Origin of the sequence: Roseovarius sp. (assembly GCF_018066915.1) — a bacterium.
GTDB lineage: Bacteria > Pseudomonadota > Alphaproteobacteria > Rhodobacterales > Rhodobacteraceae > Roseovarius.
Map to the genome: position 1 here is coordinate 1 of NZ_JAGPVV010000048.1, position 3,511 is coordinate 3,511.

The following is a 3,511-nucleotide window of genomic DNA, read 5'->3' on the forward strand; positions in this document are numbered from 1 at the left end:
AATGGTGATGCCGGGCGACAACCTGAAGTTCACGGTTGAGCTGATCGCGCCCATCGCCATGGAAGACGGCCTGCGCTTCGCCATCCGCGAAGGCGGCCGCACCGTCGGCGCCGGCGTCGTGTCGAAGATCATCGAGTAACAACCTTTAAGGGTTCGACGAGGGGGGCCGGGTGGTCCGGCCTTCCTCCTATCAACTCCAATGCCGCGAAAGGCTAAGACAAATGCAAAGCCAAAATATTCGCATTCGGCTCAAGGCGTTTGATTACCGTGTGCTGGATGCCAGCACGCAGGAAATCGTCAATACCGCCAAACGGACCGGTGCCCAGGTGCGTGGGCCGATCCCGCTGCCGAACAAGATCGAGAAATTCACGGTTCTGCGTGGTCCGCACGTGAACAAGAAATCCCGCGACCAGTTCGAGATCCGGACGCACAAGCGTCTATTGGATATCGTCGATCCCACGCCGCAGACGGTGGACGCGCTGATGAAGCTCGACCTCGCCGCTGGCGTGGACGTGCAGATTTCGGTTTAAGGAGAGCAAGAGATGTTGCGCTCTGGTGTGATCGCGAAAAAAGTCGGCATGACCCGGCTTTTCCTGGAAGACGGCAAGCAGGTTCCTGTGACCGTTCTCCAACTCGACAAACTTCAGGTGGTGGCACAGCGCACCCCTGAAAAAGACGGCTATACGGCCGTGCAACTTGGGGCTGGCACCGCCAAAGCCAAGCGCACGACGCAAGCCATGCGCGGCCATTTCGCCGCAGCCAAGGTAGAGCCTAAGCGCAAGATCGCGGAATTCCGCGTGGCGCCTGAGGCCATGATCAACGTGGGCGAGGAAATCACCGCTGACCATTACTTTGAAGGTCAGTTCGTGGATGTCTCGGGCACTTCGATCGGTAAAGGCTTTGCCGGTGCGATGAAGCGCCACAACTTTGGCGGTCTGCGGGCCAGCCACGGTGTGTCGATCAGCCACCGCTCGCACGGCTCAACGGGTCAGTGTCAGGACCCGGGCAAGGTGTTCAAGGGCAAGAAGATGGCCGGTCACATGGGTGCGGTGCGTGTCACCACCCAGAACCTGCAGGTCGTCAAGACCGATGCGGATCGCGGCCTGATCATGATCAAGGGCGCTGTTCCCGGCTCCAAGGGCGGTTGGGTGACGATCAAGGATGCGGTGAAAAAGCCGTTCCCCGAGAACGCCATTCTGCCCGCAGCTCTGCGCTCTGCTGCGGAAGAGGCGGCAAAAGCTGCTGAGGCTGCTGCGGCGGCTGCCGCAGCCGAGGCCGAAGCCGAAGCCAAGCGTCTGGCCGAAGAGGCCGCTGCCGCTGAGGAAGCCGCACTGAAAGAGGCTGAGGCCAGCATTCAGGCCGAGAAGAAGGAAGGCGAAGAATGAAACTCGACGTGATCAAACTGGACGGCGGCACGGCCGGCTCGGTCGATCTGGGCGAAGACATCTTCGGCCTGGAGCCGCGCGCGGATATCCTGCACCGCGTCGTCCGCTGGCAGCGCAACAAGGCGCAAGCCGGCACGCACAAGGTCAAGACCCGGTCGGAAACCAGCTATTCCACCAAGAAGATCTATCGCCAGAAGGGCACCGGCGGCGCACGCCACGGTGACAAGAACGCGCCGATCTTCCGTCACGGTGGTATCTACAAGGGTCCGACTCCGCGGAGCCACGCCCATGATCTGCCCAAGAAGGTCCGCGCGCTTGGTCTCAAGCACGCCCTGTCGGCCAAGGCCAAGGCTGGCGCGCTTGTGATCCTCGACGAGGCATCGTCGAACGGCAAGACGGGGGAGTTGGCCAAGCAGGTCAAGAACCTCGGCTGGAAGCGTGTGCTGGTGATCGACGGCGCACAGGTGAATGCTGATTTCGCCCGTGCCGCTGCGAATATCGAGGGTCTCGATATTCTGCCGTCGATGGGCGCAAACGTCTATGACATCCTCAAGCGTGACACGCTCGTGATCACCAAGGCGGGTGTCGAAGCACTGGAGGCTCGTCTGAAATGAGCGCGAAACCTGAACATTACGACGTGATCCGCAAGCCGATCATCACCGAAAAGGCCACCATGGTCTCGGAAAGTGGTGCGGTCGTGTTCGAAGTCCACATGGACGCCAACAAGCCCGCCATCAAGGAGGCCGTCGAGGCGCTCTTTGGGGTCAAGGTCAAGGCTGTGAACACCACGATCACCAAAGGCAAGCAAAAGCGGTTCCGGGGCCAGTTGGGCCGTCGGAATGACGTCAAGAAAGCCTATGTGACCCTTGCCGAAGGCAACACGATCGACGTGACCACGGGTCTCTGATCGTGGTGGGGGTGTCCCCATCCTGCGGTTGAATGATTTGAACCCCGGCTGCCGAAAGGTGGGCGGGGTTTCTGCAATTCGGGGCTTTTTGTTGCTTTGAGGCACGGCAGACCCTAGGACGGGAACGCGGGGTCTGGACAGGCCATAACGAGCGATCACTCAGGGCGGATCATGGCGCGGCGGGACAAGGCGATGACGATGGATGCGGCAGCGGCCGAGTGGTTGCAGGCGCGCCACGGCGTGCGCTTCTTTCCCAAGCTGCGGGGCCGTGTGGCCATCGAGGGCGTGGAGGCGGCCTTTGAGCCATGCAGCCAGCATCTGCCAGGGCGGTTCATGCCGCTTGGGGCCTATAGCTATGCCCAGAGCTTTTTCGGGCCGGTCGCGCGGATCGGGCGCTATTGCTCCATCGGGTCGGGCGTGACGGTGATGGGCAACCGGCATCCGGTGGATTGGGTGTCATCGAGCCCCGCCTTCTATCGCCCGAGGCGGGCACGCGGCTGGGGCGCGGAACGGCGCGACTTTCCCGAGTTCGAGGACATCGGGGGGCCGGTCGAGATTGGCGAGGATGTGTGGATCGGCGATGATGTGCTCTTGGCGCATGGGATCACCGTGGGCACCGGGGCGGTGATTGCCGCGCGCGCGGTGGTGACACGCGATGTGCCACCCTATGCGATTGTCGCTGGGGTTCCCGCGCGGCTGGTGCGGTGGCGCTTTGAGGCACCGGTGATCGAGCGGCTTCTCAAGTCCGAGTGGTGGCACTGGTCGCTCTCGACATGGGATGGGGTAGACCCACGGGATATCGGGGCGTTTCTGGATCACGCTGCGGCGGTTGCAGGCGCCGTGCCACGATGGCCAGAGGCACGGGTCACAGCGCGGCAACTTCTCCACGATTGGGAGTCCGAGGGCGAGGCGGCCCTTGATCCCGGAGCAGGTCGCGGTTGAAGCAGGGCAGGCGACGGTTTCCGCCTGTGATTCTTGGCCAAACCCCTTGACCGCGCAGACGCCCTCCCCTATCAGACCCCATCCGCAAGGCCCCGGATTCGTCCGGGGCTTCGCTGTTGTTCGTATGGACAACTCTAACCGGGGACCTACGGGGCCTCATACCTTGGCCACCCTCGGGGGGCTATAACATAGGCGGGGCATCCCGCCGTAAGCAAACGGAAGACAGAAAGCATGGCACTCAAGTCGTATAAGCCGACGACGCCGGGCCAGCGTGGGC

At 62.4% G+C, this 3,511-nt stretch carries 5 protein-coding genes and 1 pseudogene; all 6 read left to right on the top strand.

The window, feature by feature from the left end; translation table 11 throughout:
• Window positions 1-139, top strand: a pseudogene (tuf, locus tag KBT70_RS02790) (elongation factor Tu); the annotation flags it as partial.
• 82 nt (window positions 140-221) lie between these two features.
• Window positions 222-530: a 30S ribosomal protein S10 gene (gene rpsJ, locus KBT70_RS02795; protein WP_037273464.1), complete on the top strand. Its 309-nt coding sequence runs from the start codon at window positions 222-224 to the stop codon at window positions 528-530.
• A gap of 12 nt (window positions 531-542) precedes the next feature.
• Entirely contained in the window at window positions 543-1,385 is an 843-nt protein-coding gene (rplC, locus tag KBT70_RS02800) for a 50S ribosomal protein L3 (RefSeq protein WP_037273465.1), read from the top strand.
• Window positions 1,382-1,999: a 50S ribosomal protein L4 gene (gene rplD / locus KBT70_RS02805; protein ID WP_296628532.1), complete on the top strand. Its 618-nt coding sequence runs from the start codon at window positions 1,382-1,384 to the stop codon at window positions 1,997-1,999. Before rplC ends, rplD begins: the two co-directional genes overlap by 4 nt.
• Window positions 1,996-2,292, top strand: a complete 297-nt coding sequence (locus KBT70_RS02810; RefSeq protein WP_296628534.1) for a 50S ribosomal protein L23 — start codon at window positions 1,996-1,998, stop codon at window positions 2,290-2,292. The genes rplD and KBT70_RS02810 overlap by 4 nt, the downstream gene beginning before the upstream one ends.
• Before the next feature lie 171 nt (window positions 2,293-2,463).
• Window positions 2,464-3,234, top strand: coding sequence for a CatB-related O-acetyltransferase (locus KBT70_RS02815; RefSeq protein WP_296628536.1), 771 nt, complete (start codon window positions 2,464-2,466; stop codon window positions 3,232-3,234).
• Window positions 3,235-3,511 lie beyond the last annotated feature (277 nt).